General features: G+C 45.4%; 19 protein-coding genes and 1 tRNA gene. 16 read left to right on the top strand and 4 right to left on the bottom strand.

Annotated elements, in window-relative coordinates:
* The first annotated feature begins 22 nt into the window (after window positions 1-22).
* Window positions 23-1,201: a divergent polysaccharide deacetylase family protein gene (locus JW883_09040; protein ID MBN1842406.1), complete on the top strand. Its 1,179-nt coding sequence runs from the start codon at window positions 23-25 to the stop codon at window positions 1,199-1,201.
* Window positions 1,202-1,234: 33 nt separating this feature from the next.
* Here the strand turns inward: JW883_09040 and tal are convergent, their stop codons facing one another.
* Window positions 1,235-2,329, bottom strand: coding sequence for a transaldolase (tal, locus tag JW883_09035; GenBank protein MBN1842405.1), 1,095 nt, complete (start codon window positions 2,327-2,329; stop codon window positions 1,235-1,237).
* Window positions 2,330-2,685: 356 nt separating this feature from the next.
* Between tal and thiC the strand changes: the two genes are divergently transcribed.
* The 4 genes from thiC to JW883_09015 all read left to right on the top strand — a co-directional run bounded on the left by thiC (window position 2,686) and on the right by JW883_09015 (window position 8,527).
* Entirely contained in the window at window positions 2,686-3,969 is a 1,284-nt protein-coding gene (gene thiC, locus JW883_09030; GenBank protein ID MBN1842404.1) for a phosphomethylpyrimidine synthase ThiC, read from the top strand.
* A gap of 264 nt (window positions 3,970-4,233) precedes the next feature.
* Window positions 4,234-5,349: a DNA polymerase III subunit beta gene (gene dnaN / locus JW883_09025; GenBank protein MBN1842403.1), complete on the top strand. Its 1,116-nt coding sequence runs from the start codon at window positions 4,234-4,236 to the stop codon at window positions 5,347-5,349.
* Window position 5,350: 1 nt separating this feature from the next.
* Window positions 5,351-7,747 (top strand): DNA topoisomerase (ATP-hydrolyzing) subunit B, encoded by a 2,397-nt coding sequence (gyrB, locus tag JW883_09020; protein MBN1842402.1) that lies wholly within the window; start codon window positions 5,351-5,353, stop codon window positions 7,745-7,747.
* Window positions 7,748-8,527, top strand: coding sequence for a thymidylate synthase (locus tag JW883_09015; protein MBN1842401.1), 780 nt, complete (start codon window positions 7,748-7,750; stop codon window positions 8,525-8,527).
* Window positions 8,528-8,533: 6 nt separating this feature from the next.
* On the opposite strand, the gene JW883_09010 is transcribed toward JW883_09015, so the two are convergent.
* On the bottom strand, window positions 8,534-8,782 hold the full coding sequence (locus JW883_09010) for a cytoplasmic protein (protein MBN1842400.1): 249 nt from the start codon (window positions 8,780-8,782) through the stop codon (window positions 8,534-8,536).
* A 156-nt stretch (window positions 8,783-8,938) separates the two neighbouring features.
* Between JW883_09010 and mce the strand changes: the two genes are divergently transcribed.
* The 4 genes from mce (at window position 8,939) to JW883_08990 (ending at window position 10,688) form a co-directional block, all read left to right on the top strand.
* Window positions 8,939-9,343, top strand: a complete 405-nt coding sequence (gene mce, locus JW883_09005; GenBank protein ID MBN1842399.1) for a methylmalonyl-CoA epimerase — start codon at window positions 8,939-8,941, stop codon at window positions 9,341-9,343.
* A 202-nt stretch (window positions 9,344-9,545) separates the two neighbouring features.
* Window positions 9,546-9,621 (top strand) — tRNA-Ala (locus JW883_09000).
* An 86-nt stretch (window positions 9,622-9,707) separates the two neighbouring features.
* Window positions 9,708-9,980 (top strand): hypothetical protein, encoded by a 273-nt coding sequence (locus JW883_08995; protein MBN1842398.1) that lies wholly within the window; start codon window positions 9,708-9,710, stop codon window positions 9,978-9,980.
* Window positions 9,981-10,214: 234 nt separating this feature from the next.
* Entirely contained in the window at window positions 10,215-10,688 is a 474-nt protein-coding gene (locus tag JW883_08990; protein MBN1842397.1) for a universal stress protein, read from the top strand.
* A 62-nt stretch (window positions 10,689-10,750) separates the two neighbouring features.
* Here JW883_08990 and JW883_08985 read toward each other — a convergent pair whose 3' ends face one another.
* On the bottom strand, window positions 10,751-12,124 hold the full coding sequence (locus tag JW883_08985) for an ABC transporter substrate-binding protein (GenBank protein ID MBN1842396.1): 1,374 nt from the start codon (window positions 12,122-12,124) through the stop codon (window positions 10,751-10,753).
* Window positions 12,125-12,337: 213 nt separating this feature from the next.
* On the opposite strand from JW883_08985, the gene JW883_08980 reads away from it, so the two are divergent.
* From JW883_08980 to lepA, 4 genes are all read left to right on the top strand, one after another.
* Window positions 12,338-13,162, top strand: a complete 825-nt coding sequence (locus JW883_08980) for an ABC transporter ATP-binding protein (GenBank protein MBN1842395.1) — start codon at window positions 12,338-12,340, stop codon at window positions 13,160-13,162.
* Window positions 13,163-13,650: 488 nt separating this feature from the next.
* A complete protein-coding gene (gene iorA, locus JW883_08975) occupies window positions 13,651-15,528 on the top strand; it encodes an indolepyruvate ferredoxin oxidoreductase subunit alpha (GenBank protein ID MBN1842394.1) in 1,878 nt (625 codons plus the stop codon).
* A gap of 135 nt (window positions 15,529-15,663) precedes the next feature.
* Entirely contained in the window at window positions 15,664-16,248 is a 585-nt protein-coding gene (locus JW883_08970; GenBank protein ID MBN1842393.1) for an indolepyruvate oxidoreductase subunit beta, read from the top strand.
* Window positions 16,245-18,041, top strand: coding sequence for an elongation factor 4 (lepA, locus tag JW883_08965; GenBank protein ID MBN1842392.1), 1,797 nt, complete (start codon window positions 16,245-16,247; stop codon window positions 18,039-18,041). Before JW883_08970 ends, lepA begins: the two co-directional genes overlap by 4 nt.
* A gap of 35 nt (window positions 18,042-18,076) precedes the next feature.
* Here lepA and JW883_08960 read toward each other — a convergent pair whose 3' ends face one another.
* Window positions 18,077-18,664: a peptidyl-prolyl cis-trans isomerase gene (locus JW883_08960; GenBank protein MBN1842391.1), complete on the bottom strand. Its 588-nt coding sequence runs from the start codon at window positions 18,662-18,664 to the stop codon at window positions 18,077-18,079.
* A 362-nt stretch (window positions 18,665-19,026) separates the two neighbouring features.
* On the opposite strand from JW883_08960, the gene JW883_08955 reads away from it, so the two are divergent.
* From JW883_08955 to JW883_08945, 3 genes are all read left to right on the top strand, one after another.
* Window positions 19,027-19,311: a type II toxin-antitoxin system RelE/ParE family toxin gene (locus JW883_08955; protein ID MBN1842390.1), complete on the top strand. Its 285-nt coding sequence runs from the start codon at window positions 19,027-19,029 to the stop codon at window positions 19,309-19,311.
* A gap of 2 nt (window positions 19,312-19,313) precedes the next feature.
* The gene (locus JW883_08950) at window positions 19,314-19,625 is read left to right on the top strand and encodes a helix-turn-helix domain-containing protein (protein MBN1842389.1); all 312 of its coding nucleotides are present in this window, start codon (window positions 19,314-19,316) and stop codon (window positions 19,623-19,625) included.
* Window positions 19,626-20,063: 438 nt separating this feature from the next.
* Window positions 20,064-20,504 (top strand): MerR family transcriptional regulator, encoded by a 441-nt coding sequence (locus tag JW883_08945; GenBank protein MBN1842388.1) that lies wholly within the window; start codon window positions 20,064-20,066, stop codon window positions 20,502-20,504.
* Window positions 20,505-20,509: the final 5 nt, after the last annotated feature.

Below are 20,509 nucleotides of genomic sequence, written 5' to 3'. Positions count from 1 at the left end.
AACCTTCGTAGATAACAGACGAATGGCCTCATCCAGAAAGGTCTCAAAGAAAAAACCAACCAAATCTCTAATTGTTTATCTTATCGGCCTATTGCTCTTACTTGGAGTTTCCGGATTTGGGATCTATCGGCTTTTCTCTTCAAGGCTGAGCAGTAAGGCGCCTCTTTTTGAAACCTACGCCTCCCACGGAACAGAAGCCAGAATAAAAGAGTTTGATCGACGCATGTGCGATGCGCTGTTAGCCTTAGGTGTCCCTGCTGAGGATGTCCAATTCAACTCAGTGGAAACCAAATGGGATGATGCGGACCAGTGGACTTACTCTGAACTGCAAGTACGCCTTAGAAAAGCCCTATCCAGGAAGACCTTAAAGGCAATATTTTCCAGGGAGATCTCTGGTAGGGTTCAGGGAACATCCCTGAGCTTCAAAGGAGGACCAAGTCATAAAATAATTCTTACTGTGTCAATTGACGGACACCCAACACATCGTCTTGTCTTTCTTCCGTTCGTGGAAAAGGCAGCGACCCCTTCCCACCCACCCGGTCTCCCACGTGTTGCCATCATCATTGACGATATGGGATACGACACAAAGATGGCGTCCAACTTCTTGGAGCTTGACGGGGTTTTATCTTTTTCTGTCCTTCCAAACAGTCCCTTTCAACAGCAAATTGCTTCGGCTATTCATAAAATGGGTCGAGATGTGCTCCTTCATCTTCCAATGGAACCAATAGAGTATCCGCATGTGAACCCAGGAGTAGGGGCATTGATCTCTTCCATGAGCCCGGAGGAACTTCTGGATCAACTTAACAAGAACCTCGATGCTGTCCCCTACATCGTGGGTGTGAATAATCACATGGGATCCAAGTTGACACAAGACTCAGCTAAGATGCGACAGATATTTACAGTTCTGAAAAAACGCAATCTCTTTTTTGTTGACAGTTTAACTAGTCCAAAATCGCATTGCCTTGGGGCAGCAAAACTCCTGAAACTTAAATTTGGCCGCCGTAATGTCTTTTTGGATCACGTTCAAGACACAAAGACTATTCGATTTCAAATTAAGCGGCTTGTCTCTGTTGCTAAGACGCGTGGGTATGCTATTGGCATCGGCCATCCTTATGCCACTACACTGGAAGTCCTCAGGGAGGATCTGCCCAATATCAAGCGCAAGGTTGATCTCGTACCTGTTTCACAAGTCGTGGGGTAGCCATTTTTCCTGTGTTATCGGGGGAATGTGATATTATTGAGAATTCACATTCATTTTTGATGCAATGGTATTGATCAACTGGTTGAAAGAACTGCAAAAAGCATCAACGCCTTGTTCTTGAATATCATCGCATATCTTATTCAATTCTATTCCCAAACCTTTCAACTCTGTTAAGTGCGCCTTCTCCTTGTCCAGATTATCTTCTATAGTTGGCTTTAATGTGGCATGGTCAAGCAACGCCTCCAGTGTCTTGTGAGGTAAGGTATTAACCGTATCTTTGCCAATTAATTCATCAACATACTTAACATCACTATATTCAGGATTCTTAGTGCTTGTGCTGCCCCAAAGGACTCTCTGAATATTAGCCCCTTTAGATCTTAAATCCTCAAAAATCTCACCATAAAAGACTTCCTTGAATCTCCGGTAGATCATTTTAGCATTGGCAACTGCAATCTTACCTTTTAGATTTGCGTTTGAATGATCCAGTACCTTATCAATTGCCGTATCTAGTCTGCTCACAAAGACGCTTGCCACTGAAGAGACAGTATTAATAGGATTGCCGTCTTTTAACCTATGCTTTAACCCTTCTATGTATGCCATGGCACACTGTTCATAGTGCTCCAAAGAAAAAAGAAGAGTTGCATTGATGTTGAGACCCTCGGCGGTCAATGCCTCTATAGCCTCTGGCGCCTCCCTTGTTCCAGGCACCTTAATCATGAGATTCTGTCTTCCCACTTGTTTATGTATTTTCCTGGCGTTATAGATAGTCTTTACTGGGTCGTCGGCATATTCTGGAAGGACCTCAAGGCTCACATAACCATCGATGCCTTGAGTCTTGTCATAAACACCTGATAAAAGGTCAGCAGCAGACTGCACATCCTGTACTGTAATAATATCGTAGATCTCTAGAGGAGACATTCCTTTTTTAGCCAGTTTTTGTATGGTTTCATCGTAAATTGAAGAACCAATGATGGCTTTTTCAAATATACTTGGATTAGAAGTCACACCTGTTATACCGAGATCAAAAAACCTCTTAAGCTCTCCGTTCTGGATTAGCCTTCTATCTATATTGTCATACCAAGGGCTCTGTCCCAACGTAGCCAGTGTCATAAGTTTATTTGTTTCCATACTCGTCTCCGTCGTCAAGGACGAAATATTGGTGGCAATATTGCAAGTTTTGAGATTAATAAACTCGTAAAAAGTACAATTTAATAAAGGTGTTGTTTCGAGCGAACCTAAAAATCTTATACTTTTAAAATGTTAAGTGTCTAAGATTTATCGCTTTACTCCAAATAACCACGGCTTTCGAGTGTGAAGAATTCTTAAGAATTTGTTAACCTTACATAATCGAAAAACCAGAGTCAACCCTTACGTTAAAGATGTAAAAAAATGTTATTTTTTTTCAAAAATTGTTTTCTAATGTATATTTTGATAATATCCTATAACTCACAAAAAAAATAAATCTTTTATAATATGGAGTCATAATGACACAAATAGAACAAGCCCGAAAGGGTATTATCACCGAGGCTATGAAGACAGTGGCTTGTAAGGAAAAAATCGATGCCCAAAATATTAGGCTCTCTGTGGCACAAGGGACTGTGGTTATACCAGCCAATATCAACCACAAAGATCTTGATCCAATTGGAATAGGAAAGGGACTAAGTATTAAAGTTAATGCGAATATTGGGACATCATTAGATCGGGCGGACATTAATGAGGAACTCTTAAAACTCTCGGCAGCAATAAATGCAAAAGCAGATGCGATCATGGATCTTAGTACAGGCGGTGACATAACAAAGATACGCCAATCAATATTGCAAGCGTCCAATATCCCTGTAGGCACTGTTCCAATTTATCAGGCAGCTGTGGAAACAGCGGCAAATCTTGGCGGGATTATCCGTCTGACACCGGATATCCTCTTTCGAACTGTGGAAGCCCAAGCACAGGATGGAGTTGATTTTATGACGGTCCACTGCGGCATAACACTTAATGCGCTCGAAAGGCTGCGTCTTCAAGGCCGAACAACAGATATTGTCAGCAGGGGGGGTGCTTTTCTAACCGCCTGGATGCTTCACCACCAGAAGGAAAATCCATTCTACGAACATTTTGAACGTCTCCTTTCTATTGCAAGGAAATACGATATAACTCTCAGCCTTGGTGACGCACTACGACCCGGGTCATTGGCAGATGCCACAGATCGTGCCCAAGTCCAGGAGCTTCTGACCCTGGGAGAATTGACCGAAAGGGCGTGGGAAGCTGGTGTTCAGGTTATGATAGAAGGACCAGGCCATGTACCTATGAATCAAGTAGAAGCAAATGTTATTATGCAAAAAAAACTATGTAAAGGCGCGCCTTTTTACGTATTAGGACCTTTAGTTACAGATATAGCTGCAGGCTACGATCATATTGCAGGTGCTATTGGAGGTGCTATAGCAGGTATGGCAGGTGCTGACTTTCTTTGCTATGTTACACCTGCAGAACACCTCAGGCTTCCGTCTGTAGAAGATGTGAAAGAAGGTGTTATTGCAAATAGGATAGCAGCCCATGCAGCTGACATTGCAAGGGGAAATAAGCGTGCTATTAAGTGGGATCTTGAGATGTCTGAGGCACGAAAGGCATTGGACTGGAAAAAACAAATTTCCTTATCAATAGATCCTTCAAAGGCCAAGGCTTATCGCGCCAGCAGTGAGCCGAGTTTAGACGAAGTATGCACAATGTGCGGAGAATTTTGCGCTATAAGAATTGTCAGAGACTACTTTTCTTCTTAGTTTAACCATGTTTTGAGCGAATAAATAGTGGTAGTTTTTTATTCCATAATAGGACGATTATAATTTTGTTGATATCTTTTCAATAATTAATTAGGTTATGGATAAATAACTTTTTTCTTTGGATTTCTTATTTTTTTCTTATTTTTAAACACAGTAATTAACGTTTATTTTTGTTGTATTTAAAGACGTTGAATTTTTTTTAAACAAAACAAACAGTCTTTATTATTATGGTTCTTTATTATTTATTAGTATAAGGAGTTAATCATGGAGTTTAAAATTAAAAAAGAAATTATTTATCAAGGATTATCAAAAATACAGGGAATTACAGGAAAAAAAACAAATATTCCTATTACTTCCAATGTATTTGTCACGGCAGACGACGGACATTTATCTATTATAGCTACAGATCTTGAGATAGCGTTTCATGGAAAATATAAGGCAGAAATACTGAGCTCGGGTTCCGGTGTTATTCCATCAAGAAAGTTGTATGAAATAATAAAAGATTTTCCAAGTAACCTATTGGTTTTTAAAGAATTGGAAAATAAATGGATTCAGATTGCAGATAAGGATGTGGAATATAATATTGTTGGTATGGACCCAAATGATTTTCCTGGGCTGCCTGATGTTGAGGGTGCAGAACTGTTTGAGATGGATGTTCATGTTTTAAGAGATATGATTGAAAAAACCATATATGCAGTGCTTAGTGATGAAGCACGTCCTCATTTAGCAGGTGTTTTTTTTGAAACAATTGATAAAGGCGATGAGAGAAGGCTTCGAATGGTATCAACTGATGGGCATAGACTATCAAAGATTGATCAGTCAATGGAAAAGGAACAGTATGTTGCGCTAGAGAAGGGTGTTATAATCCCCAAAAGTGGCATTATTGAAGTACTAAGACTTTTGGAGGGAGGAGGTAAGGTCCACATAGGATTTAAGGATAGAAACTTCATAGTAAGAAAGGATTCTGAAGGCTTAATTATTAGGCTTATTGAAGGTGAATTTCCTGATTATGATTTAGTTATTCCTAAAAAAAACGAAGGTGAACTCAGAGTGAAAAAAGAAGTATTTGTGATGATGCTGAAAAGGATGTCTATTCTTTCCTCTGATAAGTATCGCAGTGTGAGTTGTAAAATAAATAATAAGGAAATGGAGGCGAAAACTACAAATCCAGATATAGGAGAATCAAGAGAAGTAATTCCTGTTAGTTACAATGGTGACGAAATTGAAATAGCTTTCAATCCAAGATATTTTATAGATGCAATAGCCACTATGAAAAGCGAAGAACTAATAATAAGATTAAGTGATGAAGCCACACCTTGTCTGTTGGAAGGTGATAATGATCCAAATTTTTTAAGTGTCATTATGCCAATGAGGGTTTGAAATGCAGTTTTCTGAAACGATATATGATGCTGATAAAATAAAGGTATTGGAAGGTCTCAGCGCAGTTAGAAAAAGACCTTCTATGTATGTTGGTAATGTTTCTGTAGAGGGGTTACACCATATTCTCTATGAAGTAGTAGATAATAGTGTGGATGAAGCGCTTGCAGGGTATTGTGATTTAATAACGGTATTAATTCATTCTAACAACAGTGTGACAGTGGAAGATAATGGCAGGGGAATACCTGTAGGAATCCATAAGACCGAGCATATTCCGGCAGTTGAAGTAGTTATGACCAAACTACACGCCGGTGGTAAGTTTGATCACGATACCTATAAGGTGTCTGGTGGATTACATGGAGTAGGTGTATCTGTTGTGAATGCCCTGTCGAGTTTACTTGAAGTTGAGATCCGTTCAGGAGGAAAGGTTTACTTCCAGTCTTATGAAAAAGGGAAGAGTACTTCTAAAGTTGAAGTTATTGGAAAGACCAAGAGGAGGGGAACAAAAATCCGTTTTTTACCAGATCATGACATATTTAAAACCACTGATTTTAGTTTTGACCTTATATCTCAGCGATTGAGAGAGTTGGCCTTTCTAAACAAGGGACTTAAAATCGTGTTTGAAGATGAGCGGACGGACAAGAAAAAGGAATACTACTATAAGGGAGGTATAGTCTCATTTGTGGAGTATCTAAACAAAGGAAGGACACTTGTCCACAAAAAACCCATCTATGTGAAAAGCGAAAAACATGATGTTTCCATTGAAGTGGCAATGCAATACAATGATACATATAATGAAAAAATTTTTTCCTTTGCCAACAATATTAATACAGTGGAAGGTGGATCTCATGTTGTAGGATTCAAGTCCGGCTTAACCCGCACTATAAATTATTACGGTTCTAGTAGTAATCTACCAAAGAACCTTCAAGAAAAGTTGAGTGGTGATGATGTGAGGGAGGGGTTGACAGCCGTCATCAGTATCAAGCTTAGATCTCCGCAGTTTGAAGGCCAGACAAAGACCAAGCTTGGAAACAGCGAGGTCAAGGGACTTGTGGAAACCCTCTTGAATGAAAAACTTGGCACTTTTTTAGAGGAAAATCCAACGATAGCAAGGAAGATAATAGCAAAGGTTGTTGAGGCAGCGCGTGCCAGGGAGGCAGCCAGACGTGCGCGTGATATAGCCAGGAAAAGGGGTGTGTTGGGAGAAGCATCACTTCCTGGGAAACTGGCAGATTGTCAGGAAGTAGATCCGTCTAAAAGGGAGCTTTTTATTGTGGAGGGCGATTCGGCTGGCGGGAGCGCAAAACAAGGAAGAGACCGGAAATTTCAGGCAGTGCTTCCTTTAAAAGGAAAAATACTAAACGTAGAGAAGGCCCGGTTCGACAAGATGCTCAAGAGTGAAGAAATTAAGACATTGATTACAGCTCTTGGTACCGGTATTGGCCGAGATGAATACAATATCGATAAATTGAGGTATCACAAGGTTATTATTATGACAGATGCTGATGTTGACGGTTCTCATATTCGAACCCTCCTGCTTACATTTTTTTATCGTATGATGCCGGATTTAGTAGATCTGGGCCACCTTTATCTTGCGCAGCCGCCACTATTTAGGATTGGGAAGGGAAAAAAAGCGATTTACGTGAAAGAAGAGGCTGGTCTGAATGAGTTCTTAATGAAGCGGATATGCGAAGCAAAGAAAGTCAAGACCGGTGGCAGGGAGGCCTTCTTGCAAGGGGATAGTCTCTATGTATTTATGGGGAGTCTTGTTGACTATGAGACTGCGGTGAGACGCCTGGAACGGCGAAGTTATAGCCGACCACTGATTGAGTTGTTACTTGAAAGACAAGCAAAAGACAAGACCTTCCTTCAAAATGAAGAACGTATGCGCGATCTTTCATATAGTCTAATATCTGTTGGCTACAAAACGGCCCATGTTGTTAAAGATGAAGAGCATAATATTTTTGAACTGGTTGCAGAACAAGAAGGCAACGGGAACATTAAAGTAAAAATTGGTTGGGAACTTATTTCTTCTCCGGATTTTCAAAAGGGAATAGTCCTCTGGAAAGACTTTTTGACACCCAATAAACCCCCTTTTATTGTCTACGATAACGGCAAAGAATCTGTTTCCGTTGAAAGCAGAGACGAGCTTCTTTCCCTCCTTTTGCGAGATGCCAAGAAGGGTCTTTTTATCCAGCGGTACAAGGGCCTTGGGGAGATGAATCCTGAACAGCTTTGGGAGACGACTATGAACCGAGAAAGCCGAACACTTCTTAAGGTTAAGGTCGAAGATATGTTCGAGGCTCATGATATATTTACTGTTTTAATGGGTGACGAAGTGGAGCAGAGACGTAAATTCATTGAGACAAACGCTTTGTATGTACAGCGACTGGATATTTAGATGAATCTCGTTTCCATAGAGGCACGGGACTTACCCGATGCGTGGTTTCAATGTGTATATGAGATTTTGGACAAGGGTCATCAGTACAAGGTCGATCATGGTAGCTACGTCGGACAGAAACGGCTCGAGTTTGACTATGTGACTGTTCACATCAAATATCCTGCGGTCCGGCCCTTAATTCCGGATATACCCGCTTCCTTTGGCATACCAAATCCCGTGGCAGAAGGATATCTAGAGGAATACCTACCGTACTTGATGACCCCCGAGAAGCAGCCAAACGAAGACTACACTTACGGCGAGCGTCTTGCTGGTTGGTCATTGCCGTGTGCCGGCGAAGCAGGTCTTATTGCAAAAAATGGACAGGAGTTACAGCGTGATCCCTCGAAGAATACGGTAGAGTTGAGTGTTGTTAACCAGATAGAATCAGTCATCAATATGTACAAGACAAAAGGCTATGGCACAAACCAAGCAGCAATGACAGTTTCGGTTCCATCCGATGTTCGTTTGGGAGATCCCCCGTGTCTGCGCCACATAGATACTCGTATTCGCAACGAGAGGCTCCACTTCGTGGTCTATTTCAGATCTTGGGATTTATGGAATGGTTTTCCGGCCAACCTTGGCGGAATTCAACTTCTAAAGGAGTACATGGCTAGCGAAATCGGTGTCGCAGATGGTGAGATAGTGGCAGCCAGCAAGGGCCTCCATCTTTATGACTATGTATGGGAATTGGCCCAACTCCGCACTATGCGCAACGAAGGAACTCGAAACGTCGTTGCCTGACCCGGATCAAATGATCACGCGAAGCTGTTCGCTTCCCCGAACTACCTTGGTTCCCACGGAAGCTCCACACATGTTGCACAGATATTCGTACTTGTCTCCTTCTGGGAGGACCAACAACAGGCGCTTGCGCACGGGCATTGATCTCCCGCACCTTGGGCAATAGAGTTCCGTGGCGTCGAACTCCTTAAACATTTCCTGCTTTGTGGAAATGCCGGAGGCACGCTGACGCTGGTTTGCAAAAAAACTGTGTTGCATGAGTAAACTGACAGGCCACAAGCTAACAATTTTTGTTTAAGGTTGTGCTTGGCTTGTGGGCGCCAAGCTTTTTTATGATATATAGCGGGTTATAGGAGTGTTGTCAAGGAGTCGCCGGTTTTCGCAAAAGGGATTTTATAAATAAGGAGAGATTTTATGGAGGCTAAAAAGATCGACCATATAGGCATTGCCGTCTTTGACATCGAGCACGCCAAGTGCTTTTACGAGGAGTCGCTTGGCCTGGCAGTGGAACATGAAGAGACTTTAAAGGAAATGAAGATCGCCTTTGTTCCTGTAGGCGGGGTGAATATTGAGTTGATTCAGCCAACTTCAAAAGAGGGTGTAATCGCCAGGTTCATTACCAAGCGTGGCGAAGGTATCCACCATATTGCCTATGAGGTTGATGATGTCGGTGACACGCTTGAGAGGCTCAAAGCCCAAGGTGTCAAACTCCTGGATGAGACCCCCCGCGCCGGGGCCCATGGGAAACAAGTAGCTTTTTTGCACCCAAAGAGCTGTTTTGGGGTTTTGACCGAATTGGTATCCAAAAAAGATAATTGACAGTTGATTTGTTATTGTTATAAAATAATAAAAATTAACTTGAACAAGGTGAAACAAAGAAAAAAGATTACCACGTGATGTTCTCAAGGCGAACGCCGCAAAACGCAAAGGGAGACGAAAGCACGAAGAAAAGATTTCCAGAGACATTTCGTATCTTCGTGGTTGTCTCAAGAATTTTCTACCACAAAAAAACAGACTAATCGGGGCTGTAGCTCAGCTGGGAGAGCGCATGACTGGCAGTCATGAGGTCAGGGGTTCGATCCCCCTCAGCTCCACCAAGTTGTTATGAGATGGGTTGGCCATTTCGGTTGACCCTTTTTGTTGGAATCATGATAATCTTGTGCCAAGCAGGGAGGGTCTTATCATGGGAACACAAGTTGAAGCGGACAGAATAGTCAGACCTGCAGCAATTACCGTGAGAACAGTAGAAGGTAGTGTCATACAAGGCAAGGTAAATCTAGGTTCAGAACGACGGGTTTCAGACATATTTACTAGATCAGATAAGCCTTTTGTTGTTCTATTTGATGCTGCATACTCTGGAGGCTCTGGAAAGGTCTTCATTATCAACAAGGCCCACATTGTCTGGATTGAACCAGAAGACGAAGAACTGGCAGGCGTATCAATGGAATCAACGTGAAGCACAACAAGGACACGTAATTCTTCTCTCCTTTAGCTCCCCAAGCCATACCTTTTCCCACCATTTTGGTGACTGTACAGCCCCACAACCCTTTGAGGAATTGAAAGGGGGCGCCACAACTCTTGAGACTTGTATCTTTTGCCCTTGACACAAAGAGCCTTATATTGATAAAGGATTATCGATAGAAATCAAGGCACTTTGTGTGACAGAAGGCTTCATGAAAGGAGAGGAAAAATGGCAAAAAAAATTCTAGTTGCAGTCGATGAATCCAAGAATTCCATGAAGGCAGTTAACTACGTGGCTAAAAGCATGCATCCAAACGCCTTGGTTACGCTATTTAGTGTTATACCAGATTCCACTGCAGCCTGCGGGCTGGACAGCCCCGCCCTTACGCCACTATTTAAGGAAAGCAGACAAGCATTTTGTGCCATAGAGGACACCAAGAAAGAGAGTGTTAAAGCCTTTATGGAAAAGGCCAAGCAGGGTCTTGTAAGGGGAGGTTTTGCTTCCAAGAATGTGACCGTCAAGATCAGGAAAAAGAAGGTAGGCCTGGCAAGAGATATATTAAGAGAGGCCCAGCATGGGAAATACGATACGCTTGTTATTGGAAGACGGGGACTCTCGGGTATTAAGCAGTTTTTCTTTGGAAGTGTTTCCAACAAGGTTGTGCAACTTGCGAAGAAAATGTCCGTTATTGTCGTGGACTGAGCGAGAATTCAATTTTGATAACCCGTGCTATCGGCAACTGATTCATGCTGGACTACTGAGATCTATTTGCACGCTGCATCGGCAAATTTTAGATCAACGAACCTTTCGACGTCAATCAAAACGCCTATGTCCATTTGATCGTGCATATATCGTTGAATCTTGTCAAGGTCCTCAAGCACCGGGTACAGGTCATTCATTGTTATCCCTTGAGGTTCGTTAAGGACCTTATCCAGAACGGATGTGGTCAAGCCCAATTCTTTTTTCGGATCCAAGAAAGCAACAGCAATTTCAGCAGCCTTTTTTTTGTTTTGCTCGATAAACTTCCCAGCCTGAACAAGCAAAGACGTAAACTCATACACGGCATCGGGATATTCTGAAATAAACTCATCCCGCATGGCAACGACGCAGCAGGGATGGTTTTTCCAGAGCGATGCAGAGAGGAACTGAAACTCTGCAATTCCCTTTGCAATAGCATTCGAACCGATCGGTTCGGCCACAATAAAGCCTGCGACTTCTTCGTTCTTCTTTATTATGCCTGCCATCTTTACTGGCGGCACGACTTCAAAACGGACATTAATGGGCTTCTTTCCAGGGACTCCCGGCTTCAGACCCAAGTCGGTCAAGAATTTGTGTGCCAACATATTATGGACAGACATCTTATGGGGGATGTCTATTACCTTATATTTGAAGAAGTCTTTCAGTGATTCATAATTATTGATTTCATCCTTGTTTGAACGCACAAAAATGCTGCCGTTTTTGTGAGCCAGCAGTACTAGTTTTATGGGTGCACGAAATCCAAAGAGATCCATTGCAATAGGGGCCAGAATAAAAGCGGCATCAACGTTTCCCTTTTCCAGAGATTCTTGAATCGGGTTCCAGCCGGGCATGCATAGAGTCTCCAGGTCAAAATATTTGGGACCAACCTCTCCTATTTGTATTTGATGCCTTAGAACTCCGAGTGCAAGGTGATCGGTAATCTGAATATGTCCCACTCTCATTTGAACCTTCCCGTGAATCAACCTTGGCTCGCGCTTTTCTTCCGCGACCCCGTCTTTTAGGCCAAGAGTCTCATCGATTTTTGCCTTGAGTTCTTCAGTGTCAAAGGGCTTTGCAATATGGTTATTTGCCCCCTCCTTTTTGCCAAGCTCTTGTTGAGACTTATCGCCCTGTGCTGTTGCCAGTATGAAAGGGATATTCTCACATTTCTCATCATGACGGACCCATTTCAGAAAGTCCAACCCGTCCTTGTTCGGCATATTCCAGTCGCTGATTATCAGATTTATATTATGCTCTTGAAGCTTCTCGATTCCATCAACGCCATCCACAGCGGAAATGATGTTAGCAAAACCAAGTTTGTTTAGCATCTGTTTGAACATCGCCCGCATGGTTCCGGAATCATCTACAACCAGGATTGTCATTTGCTTATCAAGTGACATTTTCGTGCTCCTTGTTCTTGAGAAAAAGTGAACGAAATGTTGTCATCAAGGTCTATCGGCTGTGTATTCGTGCAAGTATCCTGCCAATCTGATATTAGAAAAACTTTTTCATTGAATGCACGTAATTGCGCATTGAGGCTCAGGTTGACAAGATCCCGGGGTTCATCTATCGTCCCAGTGGTTGTTGAGAAGTTGCACGTTTAAGTGATAACTATGCGTTTAACGAAAGATAATAAAGCCTTATTGGAAATTGATGGGCTATGCAAAGAATTCGGCGGCCTCTTGGCCATCAACTCTCTTTCCTTTGCCGTGGATTCAGGGTTGATCAAGTCTGTCATTGGTCCAAACGGCGCTGGAAAGACCACGCTGTTTAAGATGATTACCGGTCTTCTTGATCCCACAAGGGGCGAGGTCCGGTTGAAGGGGCGGCCCATAAACGGTCTGAATCCGTATCAGATCGCAGATCAAGGTATTTCGAGTACATTTCAAACCGTGGAGCTTTTTGGCGAGATGACGGTGCTTGAAAATGTGATGGTAGGACGTCATGTGAGGACTCGATCAGAGTTTTTTGCTGCTGGCTTTCGCCTCAAGAGAATGCGACAGGAGGAAGAGAAGATCAGGCAAGCTGCCCTGGAGCGCCTCGAATTCGCAGGGCTGCTTGAGAAAAAAAACATGAAGGCAGACAACCTTCCGCTGGGCGACCAGAAGCTCCTAGAGATTGGAAGGGCTCTGGCAACCGACCCCCAACTGCTGCTCCTGGATGAGCCAGCAGGAGGCCTTAACGATCGTGAAACGGAGTATCTGGCAGAACGAATCTGCGCCATCCGGGATCAGGGCATCACCGTGTTGCTCGTAGAACATGACATGAATCTTGTCATGAACATATCTGACGAGATCGTGGTTATTAATTACGGCCAGAAGATAGCGGAGGGCCACCCTCATGCCATCAAGGACAACCAGGATGTCATTGATGCCTATCTGGGAGAAGCTATAGACTATTCTGACCTGAGAAGGGCTACCGGATCAAGATTCACGTAGTAGTATTGGAGTACTGGAGTGATGGAGCAATGGGTCTGAAAGTCTCCATGAAATAGACAAATTATCACGATCTGTGTGTTGCAGTCGAGTAACCATGATGTTTTTCCAAGTCGGACGTTGTTTGGGAGCCTGGTTTTGTTCCAATACTCCGTCAACGGATACGGGAAGGTTAACAAAAGAAAAGCAACCCTCAATGGTTAACCTGTAAACGGTTACTCGATTAGTAAGGCTGGATTTCCAACAGGACTTTTGGTAAGAAAGTAATATAGTTACTCTGGATTTTGATTCGCCTTCGCCGGGATACCCTGCAGCGCACCGTCGCCCAAGCTATGGCGCGTCGGCGACTTGGCTTCACGGATGACACGCGGCGCAAGCGCCTGCGCTGCGCGAAGGCAAGGCGGGTTTTTGGCTACGGCGCAATTCCGCTTTGATACCCTGCAGCTTGCTGCGGGGAGCTTCATTATTTCGTATGAATATGGAGGGTACTTATGCATCCCCTGTTGACTGAAGAGACAGGCAAGAAACTTCTCCTTCTGGGAAACGAGGCCATTGTTAGAGGCGCTCTTGAGGCTGGCCTGAGCTTTGCCACGACCTATCCGGGCACACCGTCATCTGAGATAGGAGACAACTTTTTTCGCATAGCTTCCGAATCAGAGCTTTACTTTGAGTATTCTACCAATGAAAAGGTGGCCCTGGAGACGGCTGCAGGTGCTGCTGTGTCTGGCGTGCGGACAATGTGCAGTATGAAACACGTGGGCCTTAATGTGGCTGCCGATCCATTGATGACATTGGCCTATGTCGGCGTGCGGGGAGGCATGGTTATCGTTACGGCCGACGACCCGTCGATGTTTTCAAGCCAGAACGAGCAGGATAGTCGGATCTACGGCAGATTGTCCAGCCTGCCGATGCTGGAACCCGCATCCGCCCAAGAGGCCAAAGAGATAACCAAGGCAGCCTTTGAAATTTCAGAAGCCCTTGAGCTCCCAGTGCTGCTTCGGACCACCACACGGTTGAGCCATTATCGCGGCATTGTCACAACGGCCCAACTGAGGCCCCCGAAGACCAAAGGTGCTTTTGAGAAGAATAGTGCTCGATTTGTCACTGTACCGGCAAATGCCAGGGTCCGCCACAAGGTGCTTCTTGATCAGGCGGAAAAGGCTCGGGACATGGCCTGCCAATCGACTTTTAATACAGTGACCGGCGAAGGCTCCTGGGGCATTGCCACAAGCGGAATGGCCTATAACTACGTGGCTGATGCCATCAAGGATCTTGGGATTGAGGACAAGGTCAGGGTGCTGAAGCTCGGTTTCACATACCCATTTCCTGAAAAGCTTGCACTAGACTTTATCAAATCGGTGGAAAAGATCCTCGTTGTGGAGGAACTGGAGCCTCTGTTAGAGGATAGTCTTAGGGTTACAGCCCAGACCGACGGTCTTGTCACACCTATTGCCGGAAAAAGGGCGGATCTCTTTTCACGTCTATATGAATACAACCCCGGCATGGTGCGTGAGGTCATAGCGCGGTTTTTCGGCATTGACTATACCCTGCCAGAACCCGTCGACGTAGAGAAGAACCCGGAGCCCATTCAGGTTCCTATGCGGCCTCCAAACCTGTGTGCGGGTTGTCCCCATCGGGCAGCCTATTATGCAGTCAACAGCGTGCTGAAAGAGACCAAGGCCGAAGTCATCTTTCCCACAGATATCGGGTGTTACACCCTGGGGATTCTGCCCCCCTTGCAGACAGCGGACTTTCTTATTTGCATGGGGTCCAGTGTCACTTCAGCGGCCGGCATCTCCAGGGTAACAGGCAAGAAGGTGATTGCGTTTATCGGCGATTCAACGTTTTTTCACTCGGGTATCACAGGGCTGATCAATGCCGTGCACAACCAACACAACTTCATTCTTGTCATCCTCGACAATGGCACAACAGCCATGACCGGCCACCAACCTCATCCTGGCGCGGATATCACGCTGCCCGGATGGGACAAGCCCTCTATTTCCATTGAGGCCATTGTCAGGGCCTGTGGCGTTGAGCAGGTGGCAGTAGTCAATCCGAACAACCTGTCCAAGACCAAGAAGGCGATCCAGGAGGCCCTGGAGTCAAACCAGCTTTCCGTCATTATAGCCAAGGCCCCGTGTCCTCTATACGAGAGGCGGGTCCTTGGCAAGAAATCAAAACGGGCGTTCGTGGTAGGTCCTGAGTGCAATACGGAGTGCACGGAATGCATTGACACTTTCGGGTGTCCCGCCCTTTACAAGAATCCGGCTCCTGATGCCAAGACAACCATGATCATTGACCAACAGCTTTGTATCGGTTGCGGGGTATGTATCCAGTTTTGCAAGAAGATCAGGCCAAAAAAGATTTAGGGCAGTGATCAGGTGTTGCGACGTTGATGCCTGAGAAACACCGTTTGATTAGTTGAATTGGTTTAATTAGTGTCCATCCACGAATTATGGATGGACACTAATTAAATGGAAGGTTTCGTAAAAGGGAGAGATCGAATGGACAATTATCGTATATGTTTCACGGGCGTTGGCGGGCAGGGAACTCTTCTGGCTACCAAGGTTATGGCCGAAGCTGCAATTTACGCGGGTCATAATGTCCTGGCCAGCGAGGTCCATGGTATGGCCCAGCGGGGCGGAGTAGTAGAATCGACCGTGATGATCGGCGATATCAAAAGCCCGATCATTTCGGACGGCGAGGCAAATGTTCTTCTCGGATTTGAACCGGTGGAGACTTATCGGGCTTTGCGGAGATGTTCGGCCGACTCCGTGGTCATTTCTAATAGCGTACGGGTGACCCCTTTCAGTGTGGCTATTGGGAAAGGCGCTTACCCTGATGTTGAGAAGCTCTTTGCCTTTGTCCGGAGCCGCGTGAAGAAACTGATTACGTTAAATGCACAGACCTTGGCGCAGCAAGCCGGGTCTGCGCTGTCAGCCAACGTGGTGATGATTGGCGCTCTGGCCAGCAGCGGAGTCTTGCCGGTTGCCAGAGAAGCCTTTGAAGAGACTATCCGCACCAAGACAAAGGAGAAGTTTGTGGAGGCAAATTTGCGGGCCTTTGGCATGGGTTTTGGGACATCGTGAAACGCATCCGAAATTTCAGCATCATTGCTCACATAAACCACGGCAAATCGACCCTTTCGGACCGTCTCATCCAGGCGACCGGCATCATCTCGGACCGAGATTTCAAAGAGCAGATCCTTGATACAATGGACATTGAGAGGGAGCGGGGTATTACGATCAAAAGCCAGGCCGTCTCCCTGCCTTACACTGCTGAAGATGGCCACACTTACACCTTGAACCTTATCGATACACCCGGTCACGTGGATTTCACCTACGAGGTTTCCAGGTCCCTTGCATCCTGTGAAGGGGTCCTCATCCTGGTGGATGCGAGCCAGGGGGTGGAGGCCCAAACGGTGGCGAACCTTTATATGGCCATGGACCATGATCTTGAGATTATTCCGGTGATCAACAAGATCGATCTTCCGGCCGCTGACGTGGATTGGGTTAGACAGCAGATCGAAGACGATCTTGGACTGGACTCGGCAGGGGCAATACTCGCTTCGGCCAAAGAAGGGATCGGGGTTGACGATGTCCTAGAAGCGATTGTTAAAAGGCTCCCCGCACCCGCGGGAGATCCGGACAGCCCTTTGCAGGCCCTTATATTTGACTCTCACTATGATCCCTACCGGGGTACGATTATCCACTGCCGGATCTTTGAAGGCACTGTAAGGCCTGGGGACGCCATACGCTTTATGTCCAATAATGCCACATACCGGGTGGAAGAGGTTGGGGTCTTTCAGATTGACAGGGTTCGAAAGGACATGCTCTCAGCCGGGGGGGTGGGTTACATTATTGCTGGGGTCAAGACCGTGAGCGACACCAGATGTGGGGATACCGTCACGCATGATAATTGTCCCTGTGCAGCGCCGTTGCCGGGTTTCCGGGAAATCAAGCCCGTGGTTTTTTCTTCTATCTATCCCGTGGCATCTGACGGATACGAAGACCTGGCAATGGCCGTGGATAAGTTGAAGCTAAATGATGCCTCCCTCGTGTACGAGAAGGACACCTCGGCAGCCCTGGGTTTTGGATTCCGGTGTGGTTTCCTTGGGCTGCTGCATCTGGAAATAGTGCAGGAACGTTTGGAGCGTGAATTTGACCTTTCTCTTATCATAACGTCGCCTTCGGTAAAGTATATTTTCATCATGACCGACGGGGCAACAGAGGTTGTCGACAACCCTGCTCTTTATCCCGATCCTGCCAAGATCGCTAAGACGCAAGAGCCTTATATCAGGGCAGCCATTATGACGCCCGATAGATATCTTGGCGTGGTGATAAAGCTCTGCCTTGAGCGCCGGGGCGTCAATGCAAAGCATCAATACATGGGCAGCAAAAGGATTGAGCTGACATGCGAGCTCCCGCTGGCTGAGGTAATCTACGATTTTTACGACAGGCTCAAGACCGTCACTCAGGGCTATGGTTCCTTTGATTACGAACTCATTGACTACCGTGACAGCGATCTTGTCAAACTAGACATCCTTATCAACGGCGAAAAAGTGGATGCCCTCTCCCAACTGGTCTATCGAGACGGGGCTTACGACCGGGCGAGGTATGCATGCGAAAAGCTGAAAAAGGAGATCCCGAGACAGATGTTCAGGATCGCCATCCAGGGTGCAATCGGTGCAAAGATCATTGCGCGGGAGACTATCTCGGCTTATCGCAAGGATGTGACAGCCAAGTGTTACGGTGGAGATATTACGCGGAAGAGAAAGCTCCTTGAAAAACAGAAAAAGGGGAAACGGCGGATGAAGATGGTCGGCTCCGTCATGATCCCCCAGTCTGCCTTCCTTGCCGTCCTTAAGCGGGACACCGAGTGAGTGGAGAATGGAAAAGGCGTCTATGAAATGTTTTACTAGTTGCTTTCCAGGCGCTTTACGTTCTTGATAACCACGGGCTTTGCGGGAACATCTCTGTACGGACCGGAAGTCGTGGTCTTGACTTTGCCTATGCGGTCAACCACATCCATGCCCTCGACCACTTTGCCAAAGACGGCATATCCAAATCCCCCGGGTGTGTTGTCAGAGTGGTTTAGAAAATCATTATCCTTGAGGTTAATGAAAAACTGGGATGTGGCGCTATGGATATCCTGTGTCCTTGCCATGGCAATAGTGCCCCGGTCGTTCTTCAGTTCCGCTGTCGCCTCGTTCTTTATGGGCTGGCCTTTATCCTTGTTTCTCATATCTGCGGTAAAGCCCCCGCCCTGTATCATGAAGTTATCGATAACCCTGTGAAATATCGTGCTATCATAGAAGTTTTCATCAACATACGCCAAGAAATTCTTAACCGTTTCCGAGGCCTTGTCAGCCCAAAGCTCGATCTTGATCACACCTTCTGAGGTTTCCATAGCCACAATTACATTTCCTTTATCCATCTTTCTTGTCTCCCCTGCAAAGGTCAATTGAACGATTGCCATAGCCGCGATGCTCAACACCATCACCATTAATGATCTGTTCTGCATGGTCTACTCCTCACTTTTCTTGAGTTTCTGATGTCCGAAAGACGAACACTTGCTTTTTCAATTGATCCGTCGAATTTGCTTTATGGTGAATTGTCTGCGTAGTCAAAGCCCCCCTTCGTTAGTATGGGGTTATTTCTCAGAGTTGGTTGTATTAGTCAAGGGCAAAGGTGTTTTTGTCATTAGCCCTCATCCTATCGACAGCGGGGGGACAATTGGATGGTCGAACGGGGAACGACGTGGCTTTTTTTAGGTGCTGTTCCGAATTTCACGCCAGACGAGCATTCCAGTGGATTCACGAAATAATGATTGACAAAATGATAATATAGCTTATCATAAAAGGTATCATGGAAAAATCTTACAAGCCACTATTCAGGAAATTCGTGAAGAAGCAAACAAGACCTTTTCAACTCGTTATTGAGGATGAAGTCGAGAAGATAATAATCAATCCTGAGATGGGCGAATCCAAAAAGGGTGACCTGAAAGGATTTCAAGTTCATAAATTTTCACATATGAGACAGAAATATCTGATTGCCTATCGTCTCCAAGAGGGAGAAATAGTGTTTTTCATGATAGGTCCCCATGAGAATTTTTATCGTGAACTCAAGAGGTATTTGAAGGAGGTTGAGTGATAATGATTACTGCTGAGAAAGTTTATAGGGAAATTTTGGAGATGCCGTTGAAAGAAAGAGAAAAGTTATTCTCTGTTATAGCGAGGCGGGGATTTGAGAAAGATTCATACAGTCATAATGAAGTCTTTGATGAAATCAGACAATCGCCATTTACTGTCAAAGAAGCAGCGGAATACCTTGATGTGGCCGAGATTACCTTGAGGAGATGGATTAAAGCAGGAAACATAAAACATCAGAGGGTAGGCAGAAGCATTGTGTTTGACCCGGATGAGCTTAAGGCTTTCAAAAAGGATAGGAAGGCAGTAAAGGGTTGACTCGGCCGCCAGTGGCCGGCGGGGAACCTTCTTTTCTGCAAGCACTGGGGGATTCAACAAGAAGTAACCTGGCTACCATGACGCTCCCGCCTGTGCGCCCCAGCTTGCCCCGCTGAGGCAGCGGCAGGTCCGTACGCAGACAGGTTGCTCTGCGACGCAGGCGAGGCGGGTATTGGATGGTCGAACGTGGGACGATATGCCTGTGCTTGCAGGGATAGAGAGAGTTCGTGGCGTATCTTGTCATGTGCAAACCACAGGTGAAGATACGAGGCGGGTTCTCACAGCAAATAGATCAGAAAGATCAGCTATGCACGTTCTGCACGAACGTCCCGATTGACAATCCTTTAAGATGGGTTTTCGCTTGACCTTCCAAACGTTTTATGTCTAAATTGGTTGAAAAAGATTCGATAAACGCACCCTTTTCAACCAAAATCTGACATGGACAACGCATATCCAACAAATCTGGTTCGTAAACTGACAGGGGCGACCCCAAATCAGCTGAAGTACTGGGTCAGGATCAATCTCGTTTCCCCGGAAAGAGAGGGCAAGTCCTCTTTCTACTCTTTTAAGGATATTGTCAAATTACGAGTCTTGGCGTCATTGAGAAACAAGGGGTTAAGCCTCCAAAAGGTGAGAGACGGGATAGAGAACCTATCCAAGATGTTGCCGGATGACGAGCCCCTTTCGCGGCTGATCATCTATACTGACGGTGTGGATATGATTGTTGCTGAAAAAGGGAAGTACTTTAGCGCCATAACAAGACAGCAGTATTTGCGATTTGATACCGAGCAAATCGGAGCTGAGATAGTAGGTTTACAGAAGTCGGAGGTTTGGCATCCAAACAAGGGGGGCGTCTCAAAAAAACTCCAAAAAATGTAAACTTC

It is taken from the genome of Deltaproteobacteria bacterium, assembly GCA_016930875.1.
Lineage (GTDB): Bacteria > Desulfobacterota > Desulfobacteria > Desulfobacterales.
This window is presented reverse-complemented; position numbering and strand designations above follow the sequence as displayed.

Coding starts and splice junctions, on each gene's coding strand:
- dnaN (MBN1842403.1), top strand. CDS start 4,234: ATGGAGTTTAAAATTAAAAAAGAAATTATTTATCAAGGATTATCAAAA.
- iorA (MBN1842394.1), top strand. CDS start 13,651: ATGCATCCCCTGTTGACTGAAGAGACAGGCAAGAAACTTCTCCTTCTG.
- JW883_08995 (MBN1842398.1), top strand. CDS start 9,708: ATGGGAACACAAGTTGAAGCGGACAGAATAGTCAGACCTGCAGCAATT.
- gyrB (MBN1842402.1), top strand. CDS start 5,351: ATGCAGTTTTCTGAAACGATATATGATGCTGATAAAATAAAGGTATTG.
- JW883_08955 (MBN1842390.1), top strand. CDS start 19,027: ATGGAAAAATCTTACAAGCCACTATTCAGGAAATTCGTGAAGAAGCAA.
- JW883_09015 (MBN1842401.1), top strand. CDS start 7,748: ATGAATCTCGTTTCCATAGAGGCACGGGACTTACCCGATGCGTGGTTT.
- JW883_08960 (MBN1842391.1), bottom strand. CDS start 18,664: ATGGTGATGGTGTTGAGCATCGCGGCTATGGCAATCGTTCAATTGACC.
- JW883_08985 (MBN1842396.1), bottom strand. CDS start 12,124: ATGTCACTTGATAAGCAAATGACAATCCTGGTTGTAGATGATTCCGGA.
- JW883_08990 (MBN1842397.1), top strand. CDS start 10,215: ATGGCAAAAAAAATTCTAGTTGCAGTCGATGAATCCAAGAATTCCATG.
- tal (MBN1842405.1), bottom strand. CDS start 2,329: ATGGAAACAAATAAACTTATGACACTGGCTACGTTGGGACAGAGCCCT.
- mce (MBN1842399.1), top strand. CDS start 8,939: ATGGAGGCTAAAAAGATCGACCATATAGGCATTGCCGTCTTTGACATC.
- JW883_08945 (MBN1842388.1), top strand. CDS start 20,064: ATGGACAACGCATATCCAACAAATCTGGTTCGTAAACTGACAGGGGCG.
- JW883_08950 (MBN1842389.1), top strand. CDS start 19,314: ATGATTACTGCTGAGAAAGTTTATAGGGAAATTTTGGAGATGCCGTTG.
- JW883_09010 (MBN1842400.1), bottom strand. CDS start 8,782: ATGCAACACAGTTTTTTTGCAAACCAGCGTCAGCGTGCCTCCGGCATT.
- thiC (MBN1842404.1), top strand. CDS start 2,686: ATGACACAAATAGAACAAGCCCGAAAGGGTATTATCACCGAGGCTATG.
- JW883_09040 (MBN1842406.1), top strand. CDS start 23: ATGGCCTCATCCAGAAAGGTCTCAAAGAAAAAACCAACCAAATCTCTA.
- JW883_08980 (MBN1842395.1), top strand. CDS start 12,338: ATGCGTTTAACGAAAGATAATAAAGCCTTATTGGAAATTGATGGGCTA.
- JW883_08970 (MBN1842393.1), top strand. CDS start 15,664: ATGGACAATTATCGTATATGTTTCACGGGCGTTGGCGGGCAGGGAACT.